Below are 24,695 nucleotides of genomic sequence, written 5' to 3'. Positions count from 1 at the left end.
GGCTACGACCTGCTGCTGGCGCCGTTGCTGATCCCGGCGCTGCTGTGGCTGATCGGCAACTGACGTTTCGTCGCCCACAACTGCAGATTCGGCTGATGGCTAGCCGAGGTGGAGCTGGCGGTCGGTGCGCGCGAAGGTCTCGGCGGCGAGCTCGGGGTCGGCGCTGAGCTCGGGACCGGTGGCCGGGATCATCGTCTTGAGCTGGGGCTGCCAGCCGTCCCACCGGTCGGGGAAGCAGCGGCGCAGGAGGTTGAGCATGATCGCCGGGGCGGTCGAAGCGCCCGGGGAGGCGCCGAGCAGGCCGGCGATGGTGCCGTCCTCGGCGGTGATGACCTCGGTGCCGAACTGGAGTACGCCGTCGGGGCGGATGACCTGCACCCGCTGGCCGGCGATGACCCGGTCCCAGTCCTTGCGGTCGGCGGCGGGGAAGAAGTCGAGGAGGTCGTCGAACTTCTTGCGCGGCGAGCGCAGCAGCTCCTTGACCAGGTAGACGGTGAGATCCATGTTGGTCAGCCCGGCCCGCAGCATCGGCAGCAGGTTGTGGGGCCGCACCGAGAGGAACAGGTCGGTGAGCGATCCGGTCTTGAGGAAGCGGGGGCTCCACCCGGCGTACGGACCGAACATCAGGTGCGTCTTGCCCTCGACATAACGCGTGTCGAGGTGGGGCACCGACATCGGCGGAGCACCGACGGCGGCCTTGCCGTAGGCCTTGGCGCGGTGCTGGGCGACGAGCTCCGGCTTGGACGTACGCAGGAACTCACCCGAGACGGGGAAGCCGCCGAAGCCGCGGATCTCCCGGATCGCGGCCTTCTGCAGCAGCGGAAGCGCGTAGCCGCCGGCACCGACGAAGACGAAGCGGGAACGCAGGTGGTACTTCCCGGTCTCGTTGCGGCCGTAGACGTGCCAGAAGCCATCCATGGTCTGGTGCAGGTCGGTGACCTCGGAGCCCGTCTCCAGGTCGGCGCCCTTGTCCACCAGGGTGCGGGTCAGGATCGAGGTGAGCGAGCCGAAGTCGACGTCGGTTCCGGCGTTGGTCCAGGTGGCCGCGATCGGCTCGTCGGCGAGCGCCTTGGCCGAGCGGCCCTCGAGCAGCAGCGGCGCCCAGCCCTTGATGACCTCGGGGTCCTCGCTGAACTCCATCCCGCTGAAGAGCGGGTGGACCGAGAGCGCCTCGTAGCGCTTGCGCAGGTAGTCGACGTTCTCGGCGCCCCACACGAAGGACATGTGCGGCACGGTGTGGATGAACTTGTCCGGGTTCGGGATGCGGCCGTTCTCGACCAGGAAGGACCACAGCTGGCGGGAGAGCTGGAACTGCTCGTTGACGTTGATCGCCTTGGAGATGTCGACCGAGCCGTCGGCGTTCTGCGGGCTGTAGTTGAGCTCGCACAGCGCGGAGTGACCGGTGCCGGCGTTGTTCCACGGGCCGGAGGACTCGGCGGCGGTTGAGTCGAGCCGCTCGATCAGCTTGATGGACCAGCTGGGCTCGAGCTCCTGGAGGAGCACGCCCAGGGTGGCGCTCATGATGCCGCCGCCGATCAGCACTACGTCAAGAGGTTCGTCCACAGGTCTTTTGTCTCGCTTTTGGGGCCGCAATGGTTAATCGGGGTCCTTAGATCGGTCTAACTTGTGGGCAACTTCACTGCCCGGACCCGATCGTGTTTCGGTCTGTCATTGTGGCTCACCGCACATGCTGGGGACAGATCAGGGTGGAGTTACGCTCGGCCGGTGCCTCGCCTCTCTGACTCTCATCGCGCCTGGATCGACGAAGCCGTACGCCGCGTCGAGGCCGACGCGCAGCGCTCGGCCGACACCCATCTCCACGTCGTTCCGCTCCCGGTCCGCGACGGTGCGAGCGGCGGTGTCGACCTCTATCTGAAGGACGAGTCGGTTCATCCCACCGGCTCGCTGAAGCACCGCCTGGCCCGGTCGCTGTTCCTCTACGCGGTCTGCAACGGCTGGCTCCACGAGGGCTCGACGGTCGTCGAGGCCTCCTCCGGATCCACCGCGGTCTCGGAGGCCTACTTCGCCGGCCTTCTGGGGCTGCCGTTCGTCGCGGTCATGCCACGCTCGACCTCGGAGGAGAAAGTGCGTCTGATCGAGTGGCACGGCGGCCGCTGCCACTTCGTCGACCGCGCACCCGACATGTACGCCGAGGCCGAGCGCCTCGCCCGCGAGTGCGGCGGCCACTACATGGACCAGTTCACCTACGCCGAGCGAGCGACCGACTGGCGCGGCAACAACAACATCGCCGAGTCGATCTTCGACCAGATGTCGCAGGAGCGACACCCGGTGCCGACCTGGATCGTCGTCTCGGCCGGCACCGGCGGCACCTCGGCGACGATCGGCCGCTACCTCCACTACCGCCGCCACCCCACCAAGCTGATGGTCGCCGACCCGGAGAACTCCGCCTTCTACGGCGGCTGGGAGACGGACACCTCCGACTACGCCACCGGCATGCCGTCGCGCATCGAGGGGATCGGCCGGCCGCGGGTCGAGCCGTCCTTCGTCGGCGGGGTCGTCGACGACATGGTCCAGGTCCCCGACGCCGCGTCGATCGCGACGATGCGCTGGCTCTCGGCCCGGATGGGCCGCTCGGTCGGCCCCTCGACGGGCACCAACGTGTGGGCATCGCTGGGTGTCGTACGCGAGATGTCCGAGGCCGGCACCGAGGGCAGCGTCGTCTCGCTGCTGTGCGACTCCGGGGAGCGCTACCGCTCGTCCTACTACGACGACGGCTGGGTGAGCGACAAGGGCATCGACCTGGCGCCGTACGCCTCGGCTCTCGCCGACTACGAGCGCACCGGCGTCCTCGTCGACCCGTCCTGACGGGCCCAGATCCGCAGTCCCAGCGTGATCAGCGCCCACACGCCGGCGACGATCAGGATCTCGTTGAGGACGTAGACCGGCCACGGCCCCAGCAGGTCGAGCATCGAGCCCGACTCCGGCTTGTAGCGCAGGTAGCCGTAGTTGGCGTCGAGGGCGAGGTTGAGGACGTACGCCACCGCGGCCCATGCCGCAGTGGTCGCGACCGCCCAGCCGTAGTCGCGCCACCGGGGTAGCAGCTTGAGCCCGAAGACCAGGTAGACCGCGGCGGTCACGATCATCAGGTGCTGGCCCCAGAAGGTGAAGTAGCTGACGTCCGGGAAGTCCATCACGTCCGGGGTGAAGACGCCTTGCGTGGTCAGCGTGAGCCCCCAGAAGCAGGTCAGCGCGGTCGGGTAGGGATGGTGGGTCCACAGCGCGAACGCCGCCGCGACCCACGCCAGGTCGCACAGGTGGATCGGCAGATCGATGAAGAGATCGAAGTCGGTGACCCATTCGTGGGCCTGCAGCGGGATCGTCGTCAGCGGGATCGCGAGCGCGAATCCTCGTGAGAATCTCGACGGCTTCGGGTCGGCCCGCTGGTGTCTGCCCAGCCAGACGACGGCCACGATCCCCGCTGTGAGCAGGGACAACGGCACCAGGTGCGCCAGACCGTAAGCCTGCATGACGGAAGTCTGACGGGATTCTCGAAAAAATTCTTCCCAACTCGCGTCATGGTTCCGCGGCTGGCCCGTTTCACCGGCGAGAAGGTCGTCCGCCGGTGGGGGGTGGACGAACTTTCAAGGTGGCGGTCCCTCTGAATGCACACTGCGGGGGTGGTGTGCAATCAGAGGGACGCCTCGCTTTTCAGGCCATCGTCTTTCAGGCCATCGTCCCCGTCACCGCGGTCGCGTAGAGGTCCTCGTCGTGATGGATCTCCGCGACCAGCCCCTGCTCCCGCATCAGGCTCGCGGTGACGGGCGCCTGCTCCTGGCCGGACTCGATGACGAGTACGCCGCCGGGGGCCAGGTGCTTCGGAGCCTGCTCGATCACGCGGCGCTGGACGTCGAGCCCGTCCGCGCCGCCGTCGAGGGCCACGTGGTGCTCGTGGTCGCGCGCCTCGGGCGGCATGTTCCGGATCTGGTCGCTCGGCACATAGGGAGCGTTGGCCACGATCACGCCGAACTCGAGGTCGTGGGGGAGCGGTTCATAGAGGTCGCCGAGAACGACCCGGCTCGGCGGCAGATTCTCCCGAGCGCACTCGACCGCCGCCGGGTCGATGTCGGTGGCCCAGACCTCCGCGTTCGGGACACGCGCCGCGATCGCGGCGCCCAGTGCTCCGGTCCCGCAGCCGAGGTCGAGAACCCTGGGGATCGCGCCTCGCCCGGCCGACCCCACGGCGAGCTCGACCATCAGCGCCGAGCGCTGCCGAGGAACGAACACCCCCGGCGCGACCCGGATCCGGAGCCCGCAGAACTCTGCCCAGCCCAGGATGAGCTCCAGCGGCTCGCCGGCCACGCGGCGTACGACCATCTCCTCCCGCTCTTGGGCGGAGACCGGGGCGGACCCGAGCAGCGCCGCCTCGTCCTCGGCGAAGACGCAGCCGGCGGCGCGGAGACGGGCGACGAGCCCCGGATCGGGGGCTGGGCCACGGGAGGCGGAGGTCATTGGAGAAGATTGGCACGTGGACGCCGTGACCCTGATCGGATTTATCGTGGCCGGGTATGCCGCGTTCGTGACGATCGCGGCCGCGCTCGGCGTGGCGCTGAAGGCGCCCCGGCCGAAGTGGCTGGACCAGGTGGCGTGGATGCTGGAGCTCCTGGCGGTCGTGCTCGCGATCGGCGCGCTGGCGGCCTGGTCGGGCGGACGCAAGCCGGAGTCGCTGTCGACCTTCCTGGGCTACCTCGGCGCGCTGGTGTGCCTGATGCCGCTGGCGCTGCAGACGATGCGTACGGACCGCTCGACCTGGTCCTCGGGCGTGATCGCGGCGGCGGCCCTGGCGACGGGCGTCGTGGCCGTACGCGTCATGATGGTCCGGTGACCGCGACCTCACCTGCCAAGACCCGTTCCGGTCCGCACCTGGTGCTGCTGACCGTCTACGCGATCTTCGTGCTCGCCGCGGGCGCCCGGTCGCTGGTGCAGGTCTTTACCGCCTTCGACGAGGCCCCGATCGCCTACTCGCTCTCGGTGGTGGCCGCGGCGACGTACGTCGCGGGCTGGTTCGCGATCCGCCGAGCCGCCAACGGGTCGGCGGGCTTCGCGAAGATCATGCTGTGGATCGAGCTGGCCGGCGTCATCGTGGTCGGTGTCCTGTCCTTGGCCGTGCCGTCCTGGTTCCCGGACGACTCGGTATGGTCGAAGTTCGGGAGCGGATACGGATTCGTTCCCGCCCTGTTGCCGATCCTGGGTCTGCTCTGGCTCTGGAGAGGTCGACCCGAAGGAGACCGATGAGTCAGTCGACAGCCACCGCCATCTCGCCTGACTCGGGGGAGCACTGGTCGGCTCCGGGAGCGTGGACGGTCGCCGACGGCGTACACCGGATCCCGCTGCCGCTGCCGATGGACGGGCTCAAGGCGGTCAACATCTACGTCCTCGAGGGCGACGACGGGCTCTCGCTGGTCGACGGTGGCTGGGCGATCACCGAGGGCCGCTCGGCGCTGGAGAACGGCCTGAAGAAGCTCGGCTTCGAGTTCGGTGACATCCGGCGCTTCCTCGTCACCCACGTGCACCGTGACCACTACACGCTCGCCTCGGTGCTCGGTCAGGAGTTCGGCGCGGACGTCTTGCTCGGCGCCGGCGACCGGCCGACCCTGGAGCTCACCAACGGCGACCTCGACGGCTGGGTCTCGACCGATCGGCTGCTCGCCCACGCCGGTGCGCACGAGCTGGCCGCGAAGTGGGCGGCCAACCCGCCGCCGGCACCCGATCTGTCCCACTGGCGGATGCCCGACCGGTGGTTGGAGGGCGACGTACGCCTCGACGTCGCCGGCCGCGACCTCGATGCCGTGCACACCCCGGGCCACACCCAGGGCCACTACGTCTACGCCGACCTGGCTGGCTCGGTCCTGTTCGCCGGCGACCACGTGCTGCCCACGATCACGCCGTCGATCGGTTTCGAGCCGGTGCCGGTCATCGACCCGCTCGGCGACTTCATGGCCTCGCTGACCAAGGTCCGCACCCTCCCCGACCTGCGCCTTCTCCCCGCCCACGGCCCCGTCGCCTCGTCGTCGCACGCCCGCGTCGACGAGCTCCTGGCGCATCACGAATCCCGCCTCGCCCAGTCGCTGGCGTCCCTGCAGGCAGGGAGGCGCTCGGCGCTCGAGGTGGCCAACGACCTCGGCTGGACCCGTCACGAGCGGGCCTTCGCCGAGCTCGACTACTTCAATGCCGGCCTCGCGGTCATGGAGACCAAGGCTCACCTCGAGCTGTTGGCCGCACGCGGTCAGGCCACCCGCGAGGAGACGGAGACCAGCGTGCTGTTCGCCCCCGTCAGCGGGTGAGGCGCATCGGGGTGTGCGGGATGCCGTCCTCGAGGAACTCCTCGCCGTCCTTCACGAACCCGAACTTGGCGTACCAGCCGGCCAGCGGCGTCTGAGCGTCGAGGACGATGTCGCGGTCGGCGACGGCCTCGACGGCAGCCTTCATGATCACGTCGGCCAGGCCCTGACCGCGGTGGGTGGGGGCGAGGACGACGCGGCCGATCCGCCACACCTCGCCGTCGTCGAGGATGCGGGCGGTGCCGGCGAGCTGGTCGCCGTCGGAGAGCACCACGTGACGCGTCCCGGGCTCGAGGTCGCGGCCGTCCAGATCGGGGTACGGGCAGTCCTGCTCGACGATGAAGACGTCCTGGCGCAGCCGCCACAGGGCGTACGCGGTCGTCGGGGAGAGGTCGTCGAAGGACGAGATGGCGACGTCGGTCATGGGTCGATTCTGGCAAGCAGTAGTGTTGCCGGGAACAGACAGGGGAGGCCGGGAGGCCTGAGAGTGCGGCGAACAGCGCCGCAGACCCTCCGAACCTGCTCCGGTTGATACCGGCGAAGGGAGTCAGAAATGCGCATGCGTACGCCTGCCATCGCTGCCACTGCTATCTCGGCTCTGCTGCTGTCCGCGTGCGGGGGCAGCCCCGCCGAGCCGGACGCCGAGCCGTCGAGCGGCTCCGACGACAAGACCGTCGTGCTGCTGACCCACGACAGCTTCACGCTGCCGAAGGAGGTGCTGGCCGAGTTCACGGAGAAGACCGGCTACACCGCCGAGATCCGGCACGCGGGCGACGGTGGCGAGCTGACCACCAAGATCGCCATGGACACCGGCAACCCCGACGGTGACGCGGTCTTCGGCGTCGACAACACCTTCGCCAGCCGTGCGATCGACCAGGGCGCGCTGGAGGCCTACACGCCGGAGACGGTCCCGGCCGGGGTCGACGAGTTCAACCTCCCGGGCGACGAGAAGCACTTCCTCACCCCGGTCGACAACGGCAGCGTGTGCGTCAACATCGACACCGAGTGGTTCGCGGCCAAGAAGCTGACGCCGCCGGAGACGCTCGACGACCTGGCCGAGCCTGCGTACAAGGATCTCTTCGTGACCCCCGGCGCGGCGACGTCGACGCCGGGCATGGCGTTCCTGCTGGCGACCGTCGCCGAGTACGGCGAGGACGGCTGGGCCGACTACTGGGGCAAGCTGATGGACAACGGCACCAAGGTCGTCGACGGCTGGGACCAGGCCTACTACTCCGACTTCACCCAGGGCGGCGGCAAGGGGACGCGACCGATCGTCGTGTCGTACGACTCCTCGCCGGCCTTCACCGTCAAGGACGGCAAGACGACCACCAAGGCACTGCTGGACACCTGCTTCCGACAGGTCGAGTACGCCGGCGTGCTCGAGGGTGCCGACCACCCCGAGGGCGCCAAGGCGCTGATCGACTTCATGCTCTCCGACAGCGTGCAGGGGGCACTGCCGGAGAGCATGTACGTGTTCCCCGTCTCCTCCGGCGTCGAGCTGCCCGCCGACTGGGCGAAGTTCGCCCAGCAGCCCACCGAGCCGCTCTCCGTCGAGCCTGAGGAGATCGACGAGAACCGGGAAGCGTGGCTGGCGACCTGGAGTGACACGATCGCGCAGTGAGCTCCACCCGTCGTGCTGTGATCCGGCGAATCGGGACCCTGGTCGCGCTCGCCGCTCTCCCGGTGGCTGTGCTGGCGGTCTTCTTCGTCCTGCCGGTCACCGGGATGGTGCAGCGCGGCCTGTTCTTCGAGGGATCCTTCGATCCGTCGGTCGTGTCCAGGATCGTGGGGCGTCCTGAGATCCAGCGGGCGCTCTGGTTCACGCTGTGGTCCTCGGGCCTGGCGACGGTGCTGAGCGTCGCGCTCGGGCTGCCGGCCGCGTACGCGCTCTACCGGCTGAGCTTTCCGATGCAGCGGTTCATCCGGGCGGGACTGCTGGTGCCGTTCGTGCTCCCCACCGTCGTCGTCGGGGTCGCCTTCCGTGAGCTCATCGGCGAGGCCGGGCTGTTGGCCGGGTTGGGGCTCGACGGGACGCCGACCGCGATCATCCTCGGGCTGGTGTTCTTCAACGCCTCGGTGGTGATCCGGGCGGTCGGGGCGGCCTGGGAGTCGCTCGACCCGCGTCCCGGGGAGGCCGCTGCCGCGCTGGGAGCCTCGCCTTCGCGGGTGCTGTTGACGATCACCCTGCCGGCGCTGCGTCCCGCCATCGTCTCCGCGGCGTCGGTCGTCTTCCTCTTCTGCGCGACCGCGTTCGGGATCGTGCTCACCCTCGGCGGGGTGCGCTACAACAGCATCGAGACCGAGATCTACAAGCTGACCTTCACCCTGTTCGACCTGCCCGGTGCCGCGGTGCTGTCGGTGCTGCAGCTGGTGGTCGTCATCGGGCTGCTGGTCGTGGCCGGCCGGCTGCGATCGGTGCCGGACCCTGCGCAGTCCCGGGTCGTCGTACGCCGTCGGCGGGTCTCGCTGCGAGACATCCCGGCCCTGTTGTCGACCTCGGTGCTGGTCCTGCTGGTCGCCGGGCCGCTGCTCGCCCTGCTGCTCGGATCGCTGCGAGATGATGACCGGTGGAGTCTCCGGAACTACACGGCCCTGCAGACTCCCGGGTTCGACCCTCCGCTGCCGGTCCCGGCCACGACCGCGCTGATGACCTCGCTGGCGGTCGCGGTGCAGGCCTCGTTGGTCGCACTGACCCTCGGGCTGCTGGTGGCGTTCGCGGTGACGCGCCGGTCCCGTTCGGTGGCCGAGCGGCGGGTACGTTCCGTCCTGGACGGGCTGTTCATGGTGCCGCTCGGGGTCAGCGCCGTCACGCTGGGCCTCGGGCTCTACCTGACCCTCGGGTCGGACCCGCTCGACTTCCGCGACGAGCCGTGGCTGGTGCCACTGGCGCAGGCTCTGGTCGCGTTGCCCCTGGTGGTGAGGACGTTGGTGCCGGTCCTGGGATCGGTCGACGACCGTCTCCGGCAGGCCGCCGCCGGGCTCGGGGCCGGGCCGCTCCGCGCGGTCATGACGGTCGACGTACCCGCCATCTGGAAGCCGCTCCTCGCCTCCTCCGGGTTCGCCTTCGCGGCGTCGCTGGGGGAGTTCGGCGCGACCTCCTTCCTCGTCCGCGAGGAACGCCCCACCCTCCCCGTCGTCATCCTCCGGCTGCTGTCCCGCCCGGGCTCGGACAACTACGGCATGGCCCTCGCCGCCGCCTGTGTCCTCGCCGCCGCCACCGCCGTCGTGATGCTCCTCGTCGAGCGTCTTCGCGTCCCTTCGATCGGAGCACTGTGAACGCCGCATCGCCGAAACCGCACCTGTGGGGGCCGAGTCCGCACTTGTGGCGGACGAAATGGCAGTTTGGTTCGCCAGAACTACCGATTCGGACACCAGAACTACCGTCTCGGCGGGATCGAGGTTGCGATGCTGTCGCTGCGTGAGGTGTCGGTGGCGTACGACGGGAAGGCCGCCGTCTCGGACGTCAGCCTGGAGTTGGCGGACGGCGAGGTGCTGGCGCTGCTCGGGCCGTCGGGGTCGGGGAAGTCGACGTTGCTGCGGGCCGTGGCCGGGCTGGAGCCGGCGACGGGGGAGATCAGCTGGGACGGGCGCCCGCTGCGCGGGGTGCCGACGCACAAGCGTGGTTTCGCGCTGATGTTCCAGGACGGGCAACTGTTCTCGCACCTCAGCGTCGCGAACAACGTCGCGTACGCGATGCGGTTGCGCCGGATCCCGGCCGCCGAGCGTACGAGGAAGGTCGCCGACCTGCTGGAGCTCGTCGGCCTGGGCGGCTACCAGGACCGCCTCCCGGGCACGCTGAGCGGCGGCGAGCGGCAGCGGGTCGCGCTCGCGCGGGCGCTCGCCGTCGAACCGCGGCTGCTGCTCCTCGACGAGCCGCTCTCCGCGCTCGACGCCGGGCTGCGGGAACGGCTCGCGGGCGACCTTCGACGGATCCTGCACGAGGCGGGCACCACCGCGCTGATGGTCACCCATGACCAGGAGGAGGCGTTCGCGGTCGCCGACCGGATCGCGCTCCTGCGCGACGGTCACCTGGTGCAGGCGGGGACCCTGCGGGAGGTGTGGGCGAGGCCGACGGACACCTGGGCCGCCCTGTTCCTGGGGTACGCCCGCGTGCTCGAGGGGCCGGCGGCGTACACGGTCCTGAAGGCCGCCGGGCTGGCACCGGCCGGAGCGGTCGCGCTCCGCCGCTCGGCCTTCGTCGCCGATCCGGCCGGCCCGCTCACCGGCACCGTGGTCTCGGCCAGGGCCACGCCGGAGCAGCACCGGCTCGTCGTACGTCTCGATGATGTCGGTGAGGTCGACGCCGTCGCCGACTCGGCGCCGGCGCCGGGGGAGTCGGTCAGGCTACGGGTGGAGCCGAACCGGCTGGCCGTTCCGGAATCTGTTGTCCCCGAATCGTGCGCCCAGGAATCGGCAGAGCAGCCACCCGCCATTTAAACTTAGCGGCTATGTATCGTCGCGCTCAGATCTTCCTCGTCAGTAGCGCGCTGATCTTCGGCCTGATCGCAGTCGTTACCGCGCAGATCGTCGACAAGCGCATGCTCGACCCGGAGGGCTTCCTCGGACCGTCCTGGCTCCGCCTTCCCCTCCTCGTCGGAGCTGCTCTCCTCGTCGACCTCGTGCCACGGACGCTGTGGAAGTCCAAGTTCAAGTGGAAGGACATGGGGCCGATCTTCAAGGAGCGGGTCCGCACCCACTGGACCCGTGAGCGGCTGACGCTCGTGGCGTTGGGCATCGTCTGCTTCTACCTGGTCTACGTCTGCTACCGGAACCTCAAGTCGTTCCTGCCGTTCGTGGTGCCGGAGACCTATGAGTTCGACCACGAGCTGCACCTGATCGACAAGGCGGTGCTCTTCGGTGCCGACCCGGCGATCCTGCTCCACGACCTCCTCGGCACCGGCTGGGTGGCCTGGTTCCTCTCCTACATCTACATGTGGTTCCTGCCGCTGGTGCCGTTCGCGGTCGCCGCGTGGCTGGTCTGGTCGCGCAACCTGGCCTACGGCTACTGGTTCGTCGCCTCGCAGTGCATCGCCTGGATCCTCGGCACGGTCTCCTACTACTGCCTGCCGACGGTCGGTCCGGGCCTGCAGTACCCCTATCTCTACGCCGACCTGCCCGAGACGCCGGCAAGCACCCTGATGGAGTCGTTGGTCTTCACCAGGCAGCACGTCCTCTTCGACGTCGACGCCAACGTGGTGCAGTCGGTCGGTGGCTTCGCCTCGCTGCACTGCGGGATCACCCTGCTGGTGGCGCTGATGATCCACGCCACGATCGACAACAAGATCGCCCGCTGGGCCGGCTGGATCAACTTCGGGATCACCGTCGTGGCGACCGTCTACTTCGGTTGGCACTACCTCGCCGACGACATCGCGGGCTGCATGATCGCGCTCGTCGCCTACTACTTCGGTGGCCTCGCGGCCGGCCAGAAGTTCCAGCGCAAGGGTGTGCGACGGCTCGTCCCGGAGTCCGACGAGATCGCCGAACGCGAGGCGAAGGTCGCCCACGAGCTGACCTGATCCGGGACCCGTCTCGGCATAAGGTGGCGGTGTGACCGCCATCGATGCAGCCTCACTGACCGCACTTCTCGACGGGCGATACGCGGGAGTCCGGGAGGACGTACGCAAGTCCCTGATCGAGCGCGCCGACTTCCTCGACGAGGTCGAGGAACTGTCTCGGCCCGAGTATCGCAAACGCGTACGGGAGGTGCTCCTCGACGTCTCCGCGACCGGTCTGACCGGGCTCGGGTTCCCGAAGGAGTACGGCGGGGGTGGTGACGTCGGCGCCTCCATCGCCGCCTTCGAGGAGATGGCCGGCGGCGATCTGTCGCTGCTGGTGAAGTCCGGGGTGCAGTTCGGGCTCTTCGGCGGGGCCATCCTCCAGCTGGGGACGGCCCGCCACCACGACCGCTACCTCGCCGACATCGTCTCCGGGCGCCTGCTCGGCTGCTTCGCGATGACCGAGCACGGCCACGGGTCCAACGTGGCCGCGGTGGCGACCGTGGCCACCTACGACCCGGATGCGCGGGAGTTCGTCATCGAGACGACCCGGGAGGACGCGTACAAGGACTACATCGGCAACGCCGCGGCCCATGGTGAGCTCGCGGTCGTCTTCGCCCAGCTCGTGGTCGGCGGCGAGGAGCGCGGGGTGCACGCGTTCGTGGTGCCGATCCGGGTCGGCGGGGCGCCCGAGCCCGGGGTCCGGATCGCGGACGACGGGCCCAAGATGGGGCTCAACGGCGTCGACAACGGACGGCTGTGGTTCTCGGGCGTGCGGGTGCCGCGTACGTCCCTCCTGAACCGCTTCGCGGACGTCACCGAGGCCGGCGAGTACGTCTCCGAGATCGAGTCGGCCGGACGGCGCTTCTTCACCATGCTCGGCACGCTCGTGCAGGGACGCGTCTCGGTCGGCGGCGCCGCGATCCGGGCGTCGGAGGTCGCGCTGACGATCGCCGTCCGCTACGCGCTGCGGCGCCGGCAGTTCGAGGCGTCGGCGGACGCCGAGGAGTCGCTGCTCCTCGACTACGGCCAGCATCAGCGGCGCCTGCTGCCGCTGGTCGCGCGGACCTATGCGCTGCGCTTCGCGCAGGAGGTCGTACGCGACGACCTGCACGACGTCTTCTCCGGCGTGACGACCTCCGAGCACGCCCGGCGCGAGCTCGAGTCGCGAGCCGCCGGCACGAAGGCCCTGGCGACCTGGCACGCGACCCGGACGATCCAGGAGTGCCGCGAGGCGTGCGGCGGGGCGGGCTACCTGGCCGCCAACCGGTTCGCGGCCCTGAAGGCCGACACCGACGTCTTCACGACCTTCGAGGGCGACAACACGGTGCTGCTGCAGCTGGTCGCCAAGGGGCTGCTCACCGGCTACTCCAGCGAGTTCGAGGAGATGGACCAGCTGGATCTCGTACGCTTCGTGGCCGGTCTCGCCGTCGAGACGGTCCTGGAGCGCACCGCCGTGCACAAGCTGCTCGAGCGGGTCCGCGACGTCGTACCGATCGCCGGGGAGCGCGAGCCGGACATCCTCGACTCCGACTACCACCTGGCGATGCTGCGCTTCCGCGAGGAGCACATGCTCGCCGGCGTCGCCCGGCGGCTCCAGTCCGGCGTCAAGGCCGGGCGCTCCCCGGGCGAGGTGTTCTCGATGGTGCAGGACCACGTCATCGGGGTCGCTCACGCGCACGTCGAGCGGCTGATCCACGAGGCGTTCCGGGAGAAGGTCCGCGTGCTCCCCGAGGGTCCCGTACGCGACCTGATGGACCTCCTCTGCGACCTCAGCGCCCTCTCGGTCATCGAGGCCGACCGCGCCTGGTTCATGGAGCACGGCCGCCTCTCCTCCGAGCGCTCCAAGGCCATCACCGCCGAGGTCAACCGCCTCTGCCGCCAGCTGCGCCCGGACGCGCGGCTGCTCGTCGACGGTTTCGGTGTGCCGGAGGAGCTGCTGCGGTCGGAGGACCTGCTCGGCTGAGGCGGGGCGGCTGGATGCTCACCGAGGTAACTCGGTCGGGTGTCACTTCCTTCGTGGAGTTCCGCGAAGGAAGCGCGCGACTACTGAGTTACCTCGGTGAGCATCCACCGGCGCATCGCGCAACAGCGGGCCGCTGACTATCCACAGGCAACGTTCGGGCCGGAGTTATCCACAGCGAGCCGATTTCTGGTCGGCAATCTCGGCGTCGGGACGAACCCTGGATCGCATGGACCCACTACGAATCATCACCGCCTCTGAAGGCTTCTTCACCCGCCGCGAAGCCAAGAACGCCGGCTACGCAGATCGCGAGATCACCGCGGTCGTCCGTCAGGGTGCATGGCATCGGATCAGACGCGGGGCATACGTGTTCGCCGACGAATGGGCAGCGCTCGACCCGGTTGGACGCCACCGCGTGCATGCCCGGGCCGTGCAGCGTTCGCTGGGCGGCAAGATCGCGTTGAGTCACGCGTCCGGCATGGTCGCTCACGGCATCGACCTGTGGGGTGTGGACCTCGCCAAGGTGCACGTGACCAGGCTCGATGGCGCAGGAAGACCGCTCGAGGGAGACGTCGTCCATCACCTGGGGGCGGTCAGGGACGACGAGGTCGAGACACACGACGGGCTGCGTACGCTGCCTGCGGTGCGATGCGCACTGGAGACGAGCCTTCAGGCCGACGACGAGGTGACTCAGTGTCTTCTCGATGCCGGCCTTCGAGCGAAGGCGTTCACGAAGGAGGAGCTGATCGCCGAATACAAGCGGATGAACCAGTGGCCCTTCAGCCATCCGCTCGGAGTCGCCGTCGCACACGCTGATCCGCTGTCGGGCTCGATCGCCGAGTCGCGATGCCTGTGGCTCTTCCGCGTCGGAGGTCTGCCGCGCCCGGAGCTGCAGGTGCCGGTCTACCGGGCTGACGGTTCGCTGGTGGGCATCGTCGACTGGGCCTGGCCCCAGTTCCGGTTGTTCGGCGAGTTCGACGGCAAGGTCAAGTACGGAAAGCTGCTCAAGCCCGGCCAGTCGCCCAGCGACGCGCTGTTCGAGGAGAAGCGACGCGAGGACGAGATCCGAGAGATCACCGGCTACGGGTTCGTGCGCGTCATCTGGGTCGACCTGGACACTCCGCAGCGGACCTTGGCCCGGTTCGAGTCCCGGATGCGGGTCGCCAGCTGAACAACGCCGGGTGGTTGACTTGCCACGTGGCCAGGCTGATCCTCATCAACGGAATGCCCGGAGTAGGAAAGTCGACGCTCGCCAGGCGCTTCGCGGCCGACCACCCCGGCACGCTGGTCTGCGACATCGATTTGCTGCGCACCTTCGTCAGCGGGTGGAGAGAGGACTTCATCGGTGCCGGCGTACGGATCCGGCCCGCGGCGCTGGGGCTGATCCGTGGTTACCTCAGCGAGTCCGGCGACGTCGTGCTTCCACAGCTGTTCGCCCGAGTCAGTGAGCTCCAACGTTTCGAGAGGGCGGCGCACGACATCGGAGCCGAGTTCGTCGAGGTCATGCTCGCGACCGTCGAGGACGACGCGGTACGCCGCTTCCACGGACGCGATGACGGCGACGACCCCTGGCATCCGATCGTGAAAGAGATCGTGGCGGAGTCCGGTGGCGACGAGCACCTCCGTGCGTACGCTGCCAAGCTCGCCGACCTGGTGGCCCAACGCCCCGCGACGAAGGTCGTCCCGACTGTCGCGGGCGAGGTGGACGCGACGTACGCCTCCTTGCGCGCCGCGCTGGCTGAATGCTGACCGAGTTACCTCGGTAAACGAACACTTCCTTCGCGGCACTCCACGAAGGAAGTGACACTCGACCGAGTTACCTCGGTCAACATTCGCGAGCCCAGACCGAGTTACCCTTCGACAAGCTCAGGACATCGCCTCGGTCAGCAGGCGACAAGCCTCAGTGAGCGGTGTTCTTGAACCGGTCGATGGACGCGGCGATCTCCGACTCCGCAGCAGCCTTGCCGACCCAGTCGGAGCCCTTGACGGACTTGCCGGGCTCGAGGTCCTTGTAGTGCTCGAAGAAGTGCTTGATCTCGTTGAGCGTCCACTCGTCGACATCCGCGAGGTCCTGGATGTGGTCGAAGCGGGGGTCGCAGGGGACGCAGAGGACCTTCTCGTCCTGGCCCTGCTCGTCCTCCATGACGTACATCGCGACAGCCCGGGCCTCGACCAGCACACCTGGGAAGAGCGGGTAGGGGGTGAGCACCAGCGCGTCGAGCGGGTCACCATCCCCACCGAGGGTGTCCTCGATGTAGCCGTAGTCTGCGGGGTACATCATGGAGGTGAACAGCACGCGGTCGAGTCGAAGCCGGTTCGACTCGTGGTCCACCTCGTACTTGTTGCGGGATCCCTTGGGGACCTCGATCAGTACGTCGAACTCCTGCGTCACTTCTCTGCCTCCAGACAAACCCAAAAACGGAATGCCGGACAGTCTGACACCGATCTGCGTCGGATCCGGCATCGAGGAGGATATCCGTGGAGCCCGACACCCCGCCGAAGTGGCCATCAGAGGAGCCCGAGGAGAGCCGCGGAAAGCTCGTGGTCGTGCTGCCGCTGGTGCTCGCGCTGCTGGTGGGAGTCGCGGCTGCGGCGTACGCCTTGGGGTGGGTCCGCTACGCGCGTGGCAACGTCGCGTCGACCCCTCCGCCGGCCCCGCTGAGCATCGCCGCGGTCAGTCCAGCAGCGGTCGCGGGCCAGCAGACCAGGGCTCCGGGAAAGCCTGATCAGGCCGCGCTGGAGCAGGTGATGCGGGAGATGGTCGGCGACAAGCGGCTCGGCAAGCACCTCAAGGCGGCGATCGCGCCGCTCGAGGGCGCGCCGCTGGTGACCCACGGCAGCGGGGCCGCGACCCCGGCGAGCGTCACGAAGGTGCTGACCAGCGTGGCGGTGCTGGAGGCGTACGGCCCGGAGCGCCGCTTCGAGACCAGCGCCACGCTCCAGGGGAGCACCGTCACCCTCGTCGGCGGAGGTGACGCATCTCTCACCACCAGCGACCTCGACGAGCTCGCCGCGGAGACGGCGCGGGAGCTCGGCACCACCAAGTCGGTGACCCTCGCCTTCGACGACACCCTCTTCGGTGGCCCGACCCTGAGCCCCACCTGGCGACGCACCTATCTGGGTGAGGAGGTCGGCGGGATCACCGCGCTGCTGGTCGACCACGGCGGCTCCCAGTCGACCGGCTACAGCCGGGATCCGTCCCTGCAGGCCGCCGAGCAGTTCAAGAAGGCCCTGGTCAAGCGCGGTATCAAGGTGAACGGCAAGCCCGCGCGGGGGACGAAGGCCGGCACCCAGCTCGCCGTACGTCAGGGCGACACCCTGCGCGAGATCGTCGAGTACACCCTGCAGCACAGCGACAACCAGCTCGCCGAGGTGCTCGCCCGCCAGGTCGGGCTCGCGGCGGGCACCCCGACGTTCGACGGCTCCACCGCGGCGATCACGGCCACCCTGAAGGAGCTCGGCATCGACACCACCGGCCTGGTCCTCCGCGACGGCTCCGGCCTCTCCCGGCAGAACCAGATCCCGCCGACGCTGCTGGTGAGCACGCTCCAGACCGCCGCCAGCCCCAACCGTCCCGAGCTCGCCCCGGCGATGACCGGCCTTCCGGTCGCCGGCTGGGTCGGCTCGCTCTCGCGGCGGTTCAACTTCGACGCCGAGCCGGGTCGCGGCCGCGTCCGGGCGAAGACCGGCACCCTCACCGGCGTCTCCGGCCTCTCCGGCATCGCGATCGACGCCCGCGGCACGCCGTTCGTCGTCGTACTCATGGCCGACGGGTTCAAGCCCGAGCAGACCCTGGACGTACGCGACGCCCTCGACGACGCGATCACGGCTGTCGCGACGTGTCGATGCTCGGCATAGGGCAGCCTGCATAGGTTCGGTCGGCTACGGTCGTACGCATGACCCATCGTGCTGAGGACCCCGCCCCGTCCGGAGCGACCATGGTCGACTGGGACCTGGCCGTACGCCTTGGTGCGACGGTCGGTGGAGATGGCCCGATCGTCTCGCGCAGCGAGGCCCAGCACGCCGTCGAGGAGCTGCGCGCGGACGCCGCCAAGGCGACCGAGTTCGTACGCGCCTTCACCGGCCTGGACGCGCCGCGTGACACGGCGCCGGTCCTGGTGGTGGACAGAAGGGGCTGGATCCAGGCCAACGCCGACACCTTCGCCCATGTGATCTCGCCGGTCGTCGACCGGATCACCGCGAAGCGCGCCCCGGGAGCCCTCACCCAGGCAGTGGGCTCCAAGATCAGCGCGGCCGAGGTCGGCGGCCTGCTCGGTTTCATGTCCTCGAAGATCCTCGGCCAGTTCGACCCGTTCTACGGGCCGTCGGGCCGGCTGCTGCTGGTCGCGCCCAACGCCGTCCACGTCGAGCGCGAGCTCGGCCTGGACCCGACCGACTTCCGGCTGTGGGTCTGCCTCCACGAGGAGACCCACCGGGTCCAGTTCACCGCCAGCCCGTGGATGCGCGACCACCTCTTCGCCCAGATCGAGGGCCTCTCCGAAGCGATGGACCCGGCCTCGCTCTTCGACGGCGGGCTGCAGCGCGTCACCGAGGCGCTCAAGGGCAACGGCAGCATCGTGGACGCGTTCGCCAAGCCCGAGCAGAAGGAGATCATCGACCGGGTCACCGGGATGATGTCGCTGCTCGAGGGCCACGCCGACGTGGTCATGGACGATGTCGGCCCCGGCGTGATCCCGAGCGTCACCACGATCCGCAAGGCGTTCAACAAGCGCCGCCAGGGCATCGGCGTCCTCGACCGCCTGCTTCGTCGCCTGCTCGGGCTGGAGGCCAAGATGGCCCAGTACCGCGACGGCGCGAAGTTCGTACGCCACGTGGTCGACCGGGTCGGCATGGAGGAGTTCAACGCCGTCTTCGCCGGCCCCGAGAACCTCCCGACCAAGGCCGAGATCGTCGAGCCGGACACCTGGGTGACCCGGGTCCTGTGAGCCTGCACCCCTCCCTCGCAGCCGTACGCCGCCCCGTCCGCGCCACGCTCGAGCGGCTCGAGCCGGGCGAGAAGGTGATGGTGGCCTGCTCCGGGGGAGCGGACTCGCTGGCGCTGGCTTCGGCCGCGGTCTTCGAGGGCCACAAGCTCGGGCTGCACATCATCGGCGCGACCGTCGACCACGGGCTGCAGGACGGCAGCCAGGCACAGGCCGCGAAGGTCGTGGGTCAGCTCGCCGAGATGGGCGTCGACGAGACCGTGACCGCGACGGTGGAGGTCAAGGCCGACGGTGAGGGTCCCGAGGCCGCGGCGCGGCAGGCCCGCTACGCGGTCCTCGACCAGCTCGCCGAGCGCCTCGGCGCGAGCGTGATCCTGCTCGGCCACACCCGCGACGACCAGGCCGAGACCGTGCTGCTGGGTCTGACCCGGGGCTCGGGCGCGCGCAGCCTCTCCGGGATGCGCGCCAGCTTCGACCGCTATCGCCGTCCGCTCCTGGCGACGACCCGGATCGACACCGAGACCGCCTGCCAGATCGAGGGCCTCGACGTCTGGCAGGACCCGCACAACCGCGACTTCGCCTACACCCGCGCGCGCATCCGCCACCGGGTCCTGCCCACGCTCGAGGAGGACCTCGGCCCGGGTGTCACCGAGGCCCTGGCGAGAACGGCCGAGCAGCTGCGCGAGGACGCCGACTTCATCGACGACATCGCCGAGGCGATGCACCGCGAGCTCGGCGGTTCCCTCCCGGCCGAGACCCTCGCCGGTTACCCGTCCGCCGTCCGCACCAGAGTCCTCCGGATCGCGGCGATCGAGGCCGGCAGCCCGCCGGCGGAGCTCACCCGTGAGCACGTCAAGGCCGTCGACGAGCTGGTCACCGGCTGGCGCGGCCAGCGTTGGATCGACCTTCCAGGACACCTGCGCGCGAGGCGTACGGACGGTCGGATCGTCTTCGAATCGGGACCGTTCACACCGAGCGCTTAGAGTGACGGACATGGACACCGAGTACGTCGGCGACGACCTCGTGAAGACCCTGTTCACCCACGACGAGATCCAGGCCAAGGTCGAAGAGCTGGCCCGCAGGATCGAGAAGGACTACGAGGGCGAGGAGCTGCTGATCGTCGGCGTCCTGCGCGGCGCGGTGATGATCATGGCCGACCTCGCGCGCGCCCTGAACCGCCACGTCGAGATGGACTGGATGGCCGTCTCCTCCTACGGCTCCGGCACCAAGTCGTCCGGTGTGGTGAGGATCCTGAAGGACCTCGACACCGACGTCACCGGAAAGCACGTGCTCGTCGTGGACGAGATCATCGACTCCGGCCTGACCCTGACCTGGCTGACCTCCAACCTCACCAGCCGCGGCCCGGCGAGCATCGAGATCGCCACCCTGCTCCGCAAGCCCGAGGCGGTCAGCATGCCGGTCGACGTGAAGTACGTCGGCTGGGACATCCCTGACGAGTTCGTGGTCGGCTACGGCCTCGACTTCAACGAGAAGTACCGCAACCTGCGCGACATCTCGACGCTCGCGCCGCACATCTACAGCTGAGGCTGGAACTGAGCCGGCGAGCGCCTGCTGTTACGCCAACAGCGGAACCGTGCAGATGGGGTGGGCACGATTTGGCGTGTACCGTCGTTCTAAATGACGTGCACGCTGCCCTGCGTGCGTGTCTGACCCCGTAAACGGTTGAAAGAAGCCTGTGAAGCGCATATTCAAAGGTCCCTGGCTGTGGATCATCGTGGCAGTGCTCGGTGTGATCCTGGCGCTGCAGTACCTCGCCCCCCGCAACGGCGGCGACGAGATCACCACGAGCCAGCTGACGTCGTACATCCAGGACGACAAGGTCAAGGAGATCACGTTCGTCGACGGCGACCAGGAGATCAAGGCGACCTTGGTCAAGGGCACCCGTGATGGCGGCTCCGAGGTCACGACCTCCTGGGTCGACGGTGACCAGGAAGCGCTCATCGAGATGGTGCGCAAGACCCAGGCCGAGGGTGAGAACCTCGAGAAGTTCAACTCCGAGGTGGCCAAGCCCTCCGTGCTCGGCTCGATCCTGAGCTTCCTGCTTCCGTTCGTGCTGATCATCGTGCTGTTCCTGTTCCTGATGAACTCGGTCCAGGGCGGTGGCGGTCGCGGGGTCATGCAGTTCGCCAAGTCCAAGGCGAAGCTGATCACCAAGGACATGCCCAAGACGACGTTCGCCGACGTCGCCGGTGCTGACGAGGCGGTCGAGGAGCTCCAGGAGATCAAGGAGTTCCTGCAGGAGCCCGCGAAGTTCCAGGCCGTCGGCGCCAAGATCCCCAAGGGCGTGCTGCTCTACGGCCAGCCAGGCACCGGTAAGACCCTGCTCGCGCGAGCCGTCGCGGGCGAGGCCGGCGTGCCGTTCTACTCGATCTCCGGTTCGGACTTCGTCGAGATGTTCGTCGGTGTCGGTGCGAGCCGTGTCCGCGACCTGTTCGAGCAGGCCAAGGAGAACGCTCCCGCCATCGTCTTCATCGACGAGATCGACGCCGTCGGTCGTCACCGTGGTGCCGGCATGGGCGGTGGCCACGACGAGCGCGAGCAGACCCTCAACCAGCTCCTCGTGGAGATGGACGGCTTCGACGTACGCGGCGGGGTCATCCTGATCGCGGCGACCAACCGTCCCGACGTGCTCGACCCGGCGCTGCTGCGCCCGGGCCGCTTCGACCGCCAGATCCAGGTGGACGCTCCCGACCTCGCCGGTCGCGAGAAGATCCTGCAGGTCCACGCCCGCGGCAAGCCGCTGGCCGGCGACATCGACCTCGACTCGGTCGCCCGCCGGACCCCCGGGTTCTCCGGTGCCGACCTGGCCAACGTGCTCAACGAGGCCGCGCTGCTGACCGCCCGCAGCGACCAGAAGCTGATCACCAACAAGGCGCTCGACGAGGCCATCGACCGAGTCATCGCCGGCCCGCAGAAGCGCACGCGTCTGATGAGCGAGCAGGAGAAGCTCATCACCGCCTACCACGAGGGTGGCCACGCGCTCGTCGCCGCCGCCCTGCCGGGCCCGGACGTGGTCCAGAAGATCACGATCCTGCCGCGCGGCAAGGCGCTGGGCTACAACCTGGTCATGCCCGACGACGACCAGTACTCGCAGACCCGGTCCTCGATGCTCAACAAGCTCTCCTACATGCTCGGTGGCCGTGCTGCGGAGGAGCTCATCTTCCACGACCCGACCACGGGTGCCGGCAACGACATCGAGAAGGCGACCAACCTCGCCCGCGCGATGGTCACCCAGTTCGGTATGACCGAGCGGCTCGGTGCGATCAAGCTGGGTGAGTCCAACGGGGAGCCGTTCCTGGGCCGCGACATCGGTCACCAGCGCAACTACTCCGAGGAGGTCGCCGCCGTCGTCGACGACGAGACCAAGAAGCTCCTCGCCACCGCGCACCAGGAGGCCTTCGACATCCTCGAGGAGAACCGGGACGTCCTCGACAACCTGGTGCTGCAGCTCCTCGAGAAGGAGACGCTCTCCAAGCACGAGGTCGCCGAGATCTTCGAGCCGCTGCGTCGCCGCGACCCGCGTCCGGCCTGGACCGGCTCCGACACCCGCCGTCCTTCCGACCGCCCGGCGGTCGAGATCCCGCGGTGGATCGTCGAGCGCGACAAGGAGAACCTCGCCAAGGCGATCCGAGCCGCCGGGAAGCAGTCCGGCGCCCAGGCCGGGGCCCAGTCCGCCAACGGTGTCGACCTCGCCAAGCCGACCGAGGCCGGCTCGCCCGAGGGCACCCCGCCCGCCTGATACTGAAGACATGTCCGACAACTTCGATGACGTAGCGCCCGTCCATGTCCCCGAGCGGGACGTGGCGGACGTACCGGTGTTCGACCAGAAGCGGGCCGAGGCGGCCGTGCGTGAGCTGCTCTACGCGATCGGGGAGGATCCCGATCGCGAAGGGCTGCTCGAGACTCCCGCTCGGGTCGCCCGCGCCTACCAGGAGGTGACCCGCGGGCTGCACCAGACGCCCGAGGAGGTCCTCACCACGACCTTCGATCTCGGCCACGACGAGATGGTCCTGGTCCGTGACATCGAGCTGTGGTCGATGTGCGAGCACCACCTGGTGCCGTTCACCGGTGTCGCCCACGTCGGCTACATCCCGGCCTCCTCCGGCAAGATCACCGGCCTGTCGAAGCTCGCCCGGCTGGTCGACGTCTACGCCAAGCGACCGCAGGTGCAGGAGCGGCTCACCACCCAGGTCGCCGACGCGCTGATGGAGCTCCTCGAGGCACGTGGCGTCATCGTGGTGGTCGAGGCCGAGCACCTGTGCATGACGATGCGCGGAGTCAAGAAGGCCGGCGCCCGCACGATCACCAGCGCCGTACGCGGCACGATGCGCTCCAACGCCACCACCCGGGCCGAGGCCATGGCCCTGATCCGGGGCGGGACCCGCTAGCCCGCAGAGCGACCCAGCCGGCGGCGAACCCTCCGGACGAAGCCGCGCAGGCCCGCTCGTTCCTGGTGACGAGCGAGGTCTGCGCGCAGCTCGTCGATCAGGGCTCGCTGGCGGTCCAGGCGGCCGGCCTGCCGTTCGATCCGGGTCTGCTGCTTGCGCGTGGTCGCCTCGAGGGCTGCGATCCGCTTCGCCTGGCTCTTCGCTGACGCGGTGAGCTTCTTCTCGAGCTCCCGCTCGCGACGCCTCGCGGCGGTGTCGGCGTGCTCGGAGGCGGTCTTGAGCGCGTGGATCCGGTCCTCGATGCGCCGGATGGCGTCATCGCCCGGTCCGCGGAGCGTGGCGACAGGTGCCGCGGGCTCCAGCGCGGCGAGCTCGGCGTCGTAGGCCGCACTCGTCTGGCCGGGCTGCGCGACGTTCGCCAGGCCGGCGTCGTCCAGGAACGAGGTCAGCCGCTTCCAGCCGTCGGCCAGGCGGTTGTGGAAGCTGGTGAAGTCGGCCGCCTGGTACAGCTCGTCGACCGTGGTCTCGGCCCTGAACGAGTCGAGCATCCGGTAGGGCAGGCCGTGGTAGTCGCACAGCTCCAGCACGCGTGAGTCATGCGCGACGACCATGGCTGGGGTCCCGGCGAGCACCGCGGCGACGTTGCCGTGGATACGCGTGCCGAAGGCGAACCGCTGGGTGGCCAGGAACCGCATCCAGGAGCCGGCGTCGAGGAACATCCGGGTCCGGTCCTCGGTGTAGAGCCGGTGGTCGCGGTCGATACCCATCTCGGGCTGACGGTGCCGTCCCCACTGGAGCATCGCGAAGTCGTGGTGGGTCTGGCCGACGTACGTCATGTGCGGGTGCCGATCGGCGAAGGCGTCGACGTACGTCTCGAACCAGGGCGCGGTCAGCGGGCTCATCGAGACGGCGATCGGGTCCTCGTCGGCGATCGGGGTGGAGCGCTCGTCGCGGACGGTGAGGTCGGGGCCGTTGAGATAGATCGACGGACAGCCGATGATCTCGACGTGCTCGTCGCCGTAGCCGAGCCGCCGCAGGTAGGCGGCGGTGATCTCGCCGCGTACGCCGACCTTTGAGGACCGCTCGAGGACGCTGTTCATGAATCGGCGGTGGAGGGCGGCCAGCTCGTCGCCGGGAGCGGTGTCGAGGTCGTCGAGGGAGAGCTGTGCGCCGATGCCGACGATGGTGGTCGGGATCGAGAGCTGTTCGATGAAGGCGGTCAACCGGGTCAGCGGGCGGGTGAACTCCGGCCGGAGGGCGTTGGCCAGCGGCACCACGAAGTGGTCGTACTCGTCGTTGGTCGCCGCGACCTCCTCGGCGGTGAACGCGCGTCGCTCATGGACGAAGCCGTTCGGGACGATCTCGGTTCCGGGCACGCTGAGGAGCCGGTGTGTCGAGTCGGCGAAGAGGAGGTTGCCGACGTTCGTGCCGTAGAACCCGATGCCCCACGCACGCGGGTCGCCCGCCTCGATCACGTCGAACGGGTCCCTCGCTGAGCGGAGCAGGATCTTGGCCACGATGCCTCCCTGGGTACATGAGATGCCGGGCAGCCTGGCTGAGCGGGCCCGCCTGGTCAAGTCTGCCCT

The 24,695-nt window shown here is 69.1% G+C and carries 23 protein-coding genes and 1 riboswitch; of the genes, 17 read left to right on the top strand and 6 right to left on the bottom strand.

The genetic code is table 11. From position 1 onward, the window contains the following. Positions 1-99 precede the first annotated feature (99 nt). Positions 100-1,563, bottom strand: coding sequence for a malate:quinone oxidoreductase (locus ABTX24_RS08690; RefSeq protein ID WP_160026360.1), 1,464 nt, complete (start codon positions 1,561-1,563; stop codon positions 100-102). A gap of 162 nt (positions 1,564-1,725) precedes the next feature. On the opposite strand from ABTX24_RS08690, the gene cds1 reads away from it, so the two are divergent. Continuing rightward, complete coding sequence (gene cds1, locus ABTX24_RS08685; protein ID WP_350838875.1) at positions 1,726-2,826, top strand: L-cysteine desulfhydrase Cds1; 1,101 nt, start codon at positions 1,726-1,728, stop codon at positions 2,824-2,826. Here the strand turns inward: cds1 and ABTX24_RS08680 are convergent. Both ABTX24_RS08680 and ABTX24_RS08675 read right to left on the bottom strand, forming a co-directional pair. Continuing rightward, positions 2,790-3,488 carry a YwaF family protein gene (locus ABTX24_RS08680; protein WP_350838873.1) on the bottom strand — a complete coding sequence of 233 codons (699 nt, stop codon included), beginning with the start codon at positions 3,486-3,488 and terminating at the stop codon, positions 2,790-2,792. The two genes, cds1 and ABTX24_RS08680, sit on opposite strands and share 37 nt — an antisense overlap. A 196-nt stretch (positions 3,489-3,684) precedes the next feature. Beyond that, complete coding sequence (locus ABTX24_RS08675; protein ID WP_350838871.1) at positions 3,685-4,470, bottom strand: putative protein N(5)-glutamine methyltransferase; 786 nt, start codon at positions 4,468-4,470, stop codon at positions 3,685-3,687. A gap of 16 nt (positions 4,471-4,486) precedes the next feature. On the opposite strand from ABTX24_RS08675, the gene ABTX24_RS08670 reads away from it, so the two are divergent. From ABTX24_RS08670 to ABTX24_RS08660, 3 genes are read left to right on the top strand one after another with little or no spacing between them, the layout of a single operon-like run. Continuing rightward, complete coding sequence (locus tag ABTX24_RS08670; protein ID WP_350838869.1) at positions 4,487-4,843, top strand: hypothetical protein; 357 nt, start codon at positions 4,487-4,489, stop codon at positions 4,841-4,843. Continuing rightward, complete coding sequence (locus ABTX24_RS08665; protein WP_350838867.1) at positions 4,840-5,253, top strand: hypothetical protein; 414 nt, start codon at positions 4,840-4,842, stop codon at positions 5,251-5,253. The genes ABTX24_RS08670 and ABTX24_RS08665 overlap by 4 nt, the downstream gene beginning before the upstream one ends. Then, positions 5,250-6,302 (top strand): MBL fold metallo-hydrolase, encoded by a 1,053-nt coding sequence (locus ABTX24_RS08660; RefSeq protein WP_350838865.1) that lies wholly within the window; start codon positions 5,250-5,252, stop codon positions 6,300-6,302. Before ABTX24_RS08665 ends, ABTX24_RS08660 begins: the two co-directional genes overlap by 4 nt. Here the strand turns inward: ABTX24_RS08660 and ABTX24_RS08655 are convergent. Then, entirely contained in the window at positions 6,292-6,723 is a 432-nt protein-coding gene (locus tag ABTX24_RS08655; protein ID WP_350838863.1) for a GNAT family N-acetyltransferase, read from the bottom strand. The two genes, ABTX24_RS08660 and ABTX24_RS08655, sit on opposite strands and share 11 nt — an antisense overlap. Before the next feature lie 30 nt (positions 6,724-6,753). Next, a riboswitch (TPP riboswitch) is annotated at positions 6,754-6,862 on the top strand. On the opposite strand from ABTX24_RS08655, the gene ABTX24_RS08650 reads away from it, so the two are divergent. The 7 genes from ABTX24_RS08650 to ABTX24_RS08620 all read left to right on the top strand — a co-directional run bounded on the left by ABTX24_RS08650 (position 6,859) and on the right by ABTX24_RS08620 (position 15,506). After that, positions 6,859-7,920 (top strand): thiamine ABC transporter substrate-binding protein, encoded by a 1,062-nt coding sequence (locus ABTX24_RS08650; protein WP_350838861.1) that lies wholly within the window; start codon positions 6,859-6,861, stop codon positions 7,918-7,920. Its footprint overlaps the riboswitch before it by 4 nt. Beyond that, positions 7,917-9,575, top strand: coding sequence for an ABC transporter permease (locus tag ABTX24_RS08645; protein ID WP_350838859.1), 1,659 nt, complete (start codon positions 7,917-7,919; stop codon positions 9,573-9,575). Before ABTX24_RS08650 ends, ABTX24_RS08645 begins: the two co-directional genes overlap by 4 nt. Before the next feature lie 66 nt (positions 9,576-9,641). After that, the gene (locus tag ABTX24_RS08640; protein WP_350838857.1) at positions 9,642-10,736 is read left to right on the top strand and encodes an ABC transporter ATP-binding protein; all 1,095 of its coding nucleotides are present in this window, start codon (positions 9,642-9,644) and stop codon (positions 10,734-10,736) included. A gap of 11 nt (positions 10,737-10,747) precedes the next feature. Then, positions 10,748-11,815, top strand: coding sequence for a phosphatase PAP2 family protein (locus tag ABTX24_RS08635; protein WP_160026369.1), 1,068 nt, complete (start codon positions 10,748-10,750; stop codon positions 11,813-11,815). A gap of 31 nt (positions 11,816-11,846) precedes the next feature. Continuing rightward, complete coding sequence (locus tag ABTX24_RS08630; protein WP_350838856.1) at positions 11,847-13,760, top strand: acyl-CoA dehydrogenase family protein; 1,914 nt, start codon at positions 11,847-11,849, stop codon at positions 13,758-13,760. Between the two features lie 226 nt (positions 13,761-13,986). Next, positions 13,987-14,928, top strand: coding sequence for a type IV toxin-antitoxin system AbiEi family antitoxin domain-containing protein (locus ABTX24_RS08625; protein WP_350838855.1), 942 nt, complete (start codon positions 13,987-13,989; stop codon positions 14,926-14,928). A 26-nt stretch (positions 14,929-14,954) separates the two neighbouring features. Further along, positions 14,955-15,506 (top strand): AAA family ATPase, encoded by a 552-nt coding sequence (locus ABTX24_RS08620; protein ID WP_350838853.1) that lies wholly within the window; start codon positions 14,955-14,957, stop codon positions 15,504-15,506. Between the two features lie 151 nt (positions 15,507-15,657). Here ABTX24_RS08620 and ABTX24_RS08615 read toward each other — a convergent pair whose 3' ends face one another. Beyond that, positions 15,658-16,149, bottom strand: coding sequence for an inorganic diphosphatase (locus ABTX24_RS08615; protein ID WP_160026373.1), 492 nt, complete (start codon positions 16,147-16,149; stop codon positions 15,658-15,660). Positions 16,150-16,235: 86 nt separating this feature from the next. On the opposite strand from ABTX24_RS08615, the gene dacB reads away from it, so the two are divergent. The 6 genes from dacB (at position 16,236) to folE (ending at position 23,109) form a co-directional block, all read left to right on the top strand. Beyond that, positions 16,236-17,615 (top strand): D-alanyl-D-alanine carboxypeptidase/D-alanyl-D-alanine endopeptidase, encoded by a 1,380-nt coding sequence (dacB, locus tag ABTX24_RS08610; RefSeq protein WP_350838851.1) that lies wholly within the window; start codon positions 16,236-16,238, stop codon positions 17,613-17,615. 38 nt (positions 17,616-17,653) lie between these two features. Beyond that, positions 17,654-18,703 carry an Rv3626c family coenzyme F420 biosynthesis-associated protein gene (locus ABTX24_RS08605; RefSeq protein ID WP_350838849.1) on the top strand — a complete coding sequence of 350 codons (1,050 nt, stop codon included), beginning with the start codon at positions 17,654-17,656 and terminating at the stop codon, positions 18,701-18,703. Further along, entirely contained in the window at positions 18,700-19,683 is a 984-nt protein-coding gene (tilS, locus tag ABTX24_RS08600; RefSeq protein WP_350838847.1) for a tRNA lysidine(34) synthetase TilS, read from the top strand. The genes ABTX24_RS08605 and tilS overlap by 4 nt, the downstream gene beginning before the upstream one ends. A 10-nt stretch (positions 19,684-19,693) precedes the next feature. Continuing rightward, complete coding sequence (gene hpt, locus ABTX24_RS08595; protein ID WP_160026376.1) at positions 19,694-20,245, top strand: hypoxanthine phosphoribosyltransferase; 552 nt, start codon at positions 19,694-19,696, stop codon at positions 20,243-20,245. A gap of 151 nt (positions 20,246-20,396) precedes the next feature. Continuing rightward, positions 20,397-22,460, top strand: coding sequence for an ATP-dependent zinc metalloprotease FtsH (ftsH, locus tag ABTX24_RS08590; protein WP_350838844.1), 2,064 nt, complete (start codon positions 20,397-20,399; stop codon positions 22,458-22,460). Positions 22,461-22,470: 10 nt separating this feature from the next. After that, positions 22,471-23,109: a GTP cyclohydrolase I FolE gene (folE, locus tag ABTX24_RS08585; RefSeq protein WP_201451186.1), complete on the top strand. Its 639-nt coding sequence runs from the start codon at positions 22,471-22,473 to the stop codon at positions 23,107-23,109. On the opposite strand, the gene ABTX24_RS08580 is transcribed toward folE, so the two are convergent. Continuing rightward, positions 23,106-24,626, bottom strand: coding sequence for a polysaccharide pyruvyl transferase family protein (locus tag ABTX24_RS08580; protein WP_350838842.1), 1,521 nt, complete (start codon positions 24,624-24,626; stop codon positions 23,106-23,108). The two genes, folE and ABTX24_RS08580, sit on opposite strands and share 4 nt — an antisense overlap. Positions 24,627-24,695 lie beyond the last annotated feature (69 nt).

This window comes from Nocardioides sp. NPDC127514, from assembly GCF_040302125.1.
Taxonomy (GTDB): Bacteria; Actinomycetota; Actinomycetes; order Propionibacteriales; family Nocardioidaceae; genus Nocardioides.
The sequence above is the reverse complement of the archived record's forward strand: the minus strand, read 5'-3'. Positions and strand labels throughout refer to the sequence as shown.